The sequence below is a fragment of the Sphingopyxis sp. KK2 genome, from assembly GCF_001990265.1.
GTDB lineage: Bacteria > Pseudomonadota > Alphaproteobacteria > Sphingomonadales > Sphingomonadaceae > Sphingopyxis.
Genome location: NZ_LYVN01000223.1, coordinates 1 through 3,995 on the forward strand (window position 1 = coordinate 1; position 3,995 = coordinate 3,995).

Below are 3,995 nucleotides of genomic sequence, written 5' to 3' on the forward strand. Positions count from 1 at the left end.
TTTGGCAACGCAACAGGCCCTCCCCCGACCCCTCCCGCAAGCGGGAGGGGAGTTCAGCGTCCGCTTCCCAACCCAAAGCCGCCTTCCGTGCGGCACCCTAGCAGGCTAGCGCTTGCCCCCGAACAATTGCCGCCCCGCGAGGTCGAGCATGATTTCCTCGCTGCCACCGCCGATCGCATTGACGCGCACCTCGCGGTAGATGCGCTCGACCTTGCTGCCGGTGATATAGGAGGCGCCGCCCAACACCTGCGCGGCCTCGCGCGCGACGGCCTCGAGCATCCGCGTCGCCTGGACCTTGAGCATCGCGAAGTCGGCGGGACGGTCCTTGCCGGACTTCACCTGCCAGGCGGCGAGGTCGACCCACGCCTGCGTCGTCTCGATCTGGCGTTCCATGTCGGCGAGCTTGATGCGGATCGACTGGTGGCCGACGAGCGGCTTGCCGAAGGTTTCGCGTTGCTGCGCCCATTCGGCGGCCTCGGCGAGCGCCACGCGTGCATAGGCGCAGCAGCCCATCGCCATGCCCAGCCGCTCGCTGTTGAAATTACGCATGATGCCGATGAAGCCGCCATTCTCGGCCCCGATCAGGTTGCTCGCGGGCACGCGCACGTCGCCAAAGTGAACGGCGGCGGTGTCGCTGCAGCGCCAGCCCATCTTGTCGAGCCTGGTCCGTTCGACCCCGGGGGCGTCCATCTCGATCAGCAGCAGCGAAATGCCCGCCGCGCCCGGCCCGCCGGTGCGCACCGCGCAGGTCAGCCAGTCGGCGCGCATGCCCGACGTGATGAACATCTTGCCGCCGTTGACGACATAATGATCGCCATCCTTCACGGCCGTGGTCTTGAGGTTGGCGACGTCGCTGCCGCCGCCCGCTTCGGTGATCCCGAGCGCGATGATCTTCTCGCCTGCGAGCACCGGCGGCGCGACGCGCCGCTTCAACTCCTCCGAGCCGAGCGCGAGGATCGGTGGCAGGCCGATGCCGTGCGTCATCAGCGAGGCGCCGAGCCCGCCCGCGCCGACCGCGGCGAGTTCCTCGGTGAGCACCAGCCCGTGGAAATTGTCGAAGCCTTCCGAATGACCGCCATATTCTTCGGGATAGCGCAGCCCGAGGATGCCCGCCTCGGCGGCCTTTCTGTGCAGTTCGCGCGGCAATTCGCCCTCGGCCTCCCAGCGGTCGATATGCGGCGCGACCTCGCGTTCGACGAAGCGCCGGACGCTCTGCGCCAACGCCTCATGGGTTTCGTCATAAAAAGGCGAGCGCGCGCGCCAGTCGTCGAAAGCTGTCATGGCGCGATGCTGCGCGGGGTTGACGTAAACGTCAAGGTGCGTTTGCCCGACCGCAAAACGGCATAGCCTATGCCTTCGCGCTATACGCGCCCTCTCGCTCTTGCACCGCCCGATCAACGCATTAGGGTCGCGCCTCATGACAAAGTCGCACCTGCTCGCCGGCCTCGCCGCCTTCGCCCTTGTTTCCACCCCCGCACTGGCCCAGAAAACGCCCGAGGCGATCGCCGAGGCGGCGCTCAAGAAGGCGCCGGTGTTTGACGGGCACAACGACGTCCCCTGGGAACTGCGCGGCAGCGTCGGCAACGTCATCAACGATTTCGACTTCAACGACACCACCAAGCCCAAGCCCGACGGGACGGTGATGCACACCGACATCCAGCGGCTGCGCAAGGGCCATGTCGGCGCGCAATTCTGGTCGGTCTATGTGCCGAGCAACACGAACGAGCAGCAGGCGGTGCAGCAGACGATCGAACAGGTCGACGTCGCGAAACGGCTGATCGCGCGCTACCCGAACGACCTCGGCTTCGCGCGGACCTCGGCCGAGCTCGAAAGCCAGATGAAGGCGGGCAAGGTCGCGGGCATGCTCGGCGCCGAGGGCGGCCAGTCGATCGGCTCGTCGCTGGCGGTGCTGCGCGAACTCTATGGCATGGGCGTGCGCTACATGACGCTGACGCACGGCAAGACCACGCCCTGGGCCGACAGCGCGACCGACGCGCCGCAGCACGACGGGCTCACCGATTTCGGCAAGCAGGTCGTGCGCGAGATGAACCGCCTCGGCATGATCGTCGATCTGAGCCACGTCAGCGAAGCGACGATGAAGGACGCGCTCGAAGTGTCGCACGCGCCGGTGATGTTCAGCCATTCGGGCGTGCGCGGGGTCAACGACCACCCGCGCAACGTCCCCGACTCGGTGCTGCCCGCGGTCAAGGCGAATGGCGGGGTCGTGATGGTCGTGCTCTACGCCGCCTTCCTCGACCCCAAGCTGCGCGAGCACGGCTTGTCGCGTACCGCCGAAAAGGCGCGGCTCGACGCGCGTTATGTCGGCGATCCCGATGCCGCCGCGGCGGCGCTCAAGGCGTGGGACGTGGCGAACCCCGCGCCGCAGACCCCGATCGGCCTTGCCGCCGACCATATCGACTATCTCAAACAGGCGATCGGCGTCGATCATATCGGCATCGGCGGCGACTATGACGGCATGGACGCGACTCCCGTGGGGCTCGAGGATGTCACCGGCTACCCGCGCCTGTTCGCCGAACTCGCGCGGCGCGGCTACACGCAGGCCGAGCTCGAGAAGATCTCGAGCGGCAACATGATGCGCGTGCTGAAGGCGGTCGAGGCCTATGCCGCGAGCCAGAAGGGCCAGCCGCCGATCGAGACCCCGGTGGCGAAATAGGGATCAGCGGCGGCGGAACGGCCAGTCGGTCGCGCCGCCCGCCCATAGCGCCCACCAGATGATCACCGGCTGCAGCGCGAGGCGCGGGCCATGGTACCACCAGCTGAGCGTCTCGCCGCCGATCGCGATATCGGCGAGCGCGTGGTGGAAATTCGCGGGCCAGACGCAGAGCGCATAGAGCGCGAGCCCCCAGCCCGCCGCCTTGCGCAGCCGCGGGATCATCAGCCCGACCGCGCCCGCGAGCTCGGCGATACCGGTTGCGGCGACGACTTCGGCAGGAAAAGGCACCCACGGCGGGGTGATCGCGAGGAAGGGGGCAGGGGTCGCGAGGTGGCGATAGCCCGCATAGGCATAAGCGAGGGCGAGCAGCCAGCGCAGCGCGGTCCGCGTGCGGCTTTCGGGCTTGCCTGCGCTCATGTTTTTTCGTCTAGTCCGGCCATGACGATCGCCCCTGCTGCCCGCCTGTTCCTCGCGCCGCTCGCCGCGCTTTTGCTGCTCGGCGCCGCACCGGGCAAGACGCCGACCCCGGGCTTCGCCGCCCCCGCCTTCACGCTCACCACCTTCGACAAGCGCAAGGTCACGCTCGCCGAGATGAAGGGCAAGGTCGTCGTGATCAACTATTGGGCGACCTGGTGTGCGCCGTGCAAGGCCGAAATGCCGATGATGCACCGCTATTTCAAAGCCAATCAGGCGCGCGGGCTCGAGATGTTCGGGGTTACGACCGAGGACAGCGTGTCGAAGACGCAGCTCAAGACGGTGAGCGCGCTGCTGTCCTATCCGCTGTCCAACCGGATGACGGGCAATTATGGCGCGATCGATAATGCGGTGCCGTCGACCTATATCATCGACCGCAAGGGCGTGGTCCGGCACGCGAAGAAGGGCGCCTATACCGAACGCGAGTTCAAGGCCGCACTCGATCCGCTGCTGGCGGAAAATCCCTGACCGAGCGAGGCGTGCCTACCGCCCGATCGCCGCGAGCATCGCCTCGACGCTGGTGAATTTCTCGCGCGGGTTGCCGTCGAGCGCGGCGGCAACCTCGGCGGCCTCGATCTTGCGCCAGTCGCGAAAGGTCACCGGCACGACGTCGCGGCTCGCGAGCAGCGCGTCGAGCCCGGGGCGCCCGGTCTTGCCCGCGCCGCGCCCGACATCCTCCAGCACCATCTCGGCGACGCGCGCGCCGTCGGGCTTGTTCGTGCCGATCGTCCCCGACGGCCCGCGCCGCGCCCAGCCGACGCAATAAAGCCCGGGCAGGATGCGCCCGTCATCATTGGCGAAGCGGCCGCGGCCATGTTCATAGGGCACGCCGGGGATCGGCGGGGTC

General features: G+C 67.9%; 4 protein-coding genes and 1 pseudogene. 2 read left to right on the forward strand and 3 right to left on the reverse strand.

The features are described from left to right. Positions 1-105: 105 nt before the first annotated feature. Positions 106-1,281: an acyl-CoA dehydrogenase family protein gene (locus tag B1A78_RS20735; protein ID WP_077148761.1), complete on the reverse strand. Its 1,176-nt coding sequence runs from the start codon at positions 1,279-1,281 to the stop codon at positions 106-108. Between the two features lie 136 nt (positions 1,282-1,417). On the opposite strand from B1A78_RS20735, the gene B1A78_RS20740 reads away from it, so the two are divergent. Further along, positions 1,418-2,674, forward strand: coding sequence for a dipeptidase (locus tag B1A78_RS20740; protein WP_077148762.1), 1,257 nt, complete (start codon positions 1,418-1,420; stop codon positions 2,672-2,674). Between the two features lie 3 nt (positions 2,675-2,677). On the opposite strand, the gene B1A78_RS20745 is transcribed toward B1A78_RS20740, so the two are convergent. Then, positions 2,678-3,091: a DoxX family protein gene (locus tag B1A78_RS20745; protein ID WP_083734390.1), complete on the reverse strand. Its 414-nt coding sequence runs from the start codon at positions 3,089-3,091 to the stop codon at positions 2,678-2,680. A gap of 21 nt (positions 3,092-3,112) precedes the next feature. On the opposite strand from B1A78_RS20745, the gene B1A78_RS20750 reads away from it, so the two are divergent. After that, on the forward strand, positions 3,113-3,616 hold the full coding sequence (locus B1A78_RS20750) for a TlpA disulfide reductase family protein (protein ID WP_077148763.1): 504 nt from the start codon (positions 3,113-3,115) through the stop codon (positions 3,614-3,616). Between the two features lie 15 nt (positions 3,617-3,631). Here B1A78_RS20750 and B1A78_RS20755 read toward each other — a convergent pair. Further along, positions 3,632-3,995 (reverse strand): annotated as a pseudogene (locus B1A78_RS20755) (pyridine nucleotide-disulfide oxidoreductase); the annotation flags it as partial.

Excerpts from the sequence above, each read along its gene's own strand:
- B1A78_RS20750 (WP_077148763.1), top strand. The coding sequence starts at position 3,113 with ATGACGATCGCCCCTGCTGCCCGCCTGTTCCTCGCGCCGCTCGCCGCG.
- B1A78_RS20740 (WP_077148762.1), top strand. The coding sequence starts at position 1,418 with ATGACAAAGTCGCACCTGCTCGCCGGCCTCGCCGCCTTCGCCCTTGTT.
- B1A78_RS20745 (WP_083734390.1), bottom strand. The coding sequence starts at position 3,091 with ATGAGCGCAGGCAAGCCCGAAAGCCGCACGCGGACCGCGCTGCGCTGG.
- B1A78_RS20735 (WP_077148761.1), bottom strand. The coding sequence starts at position 1,281 with ATGACAGCTTTCGACGACTGGCGCGCGCGCTCGCCTTTTTATGACGAA.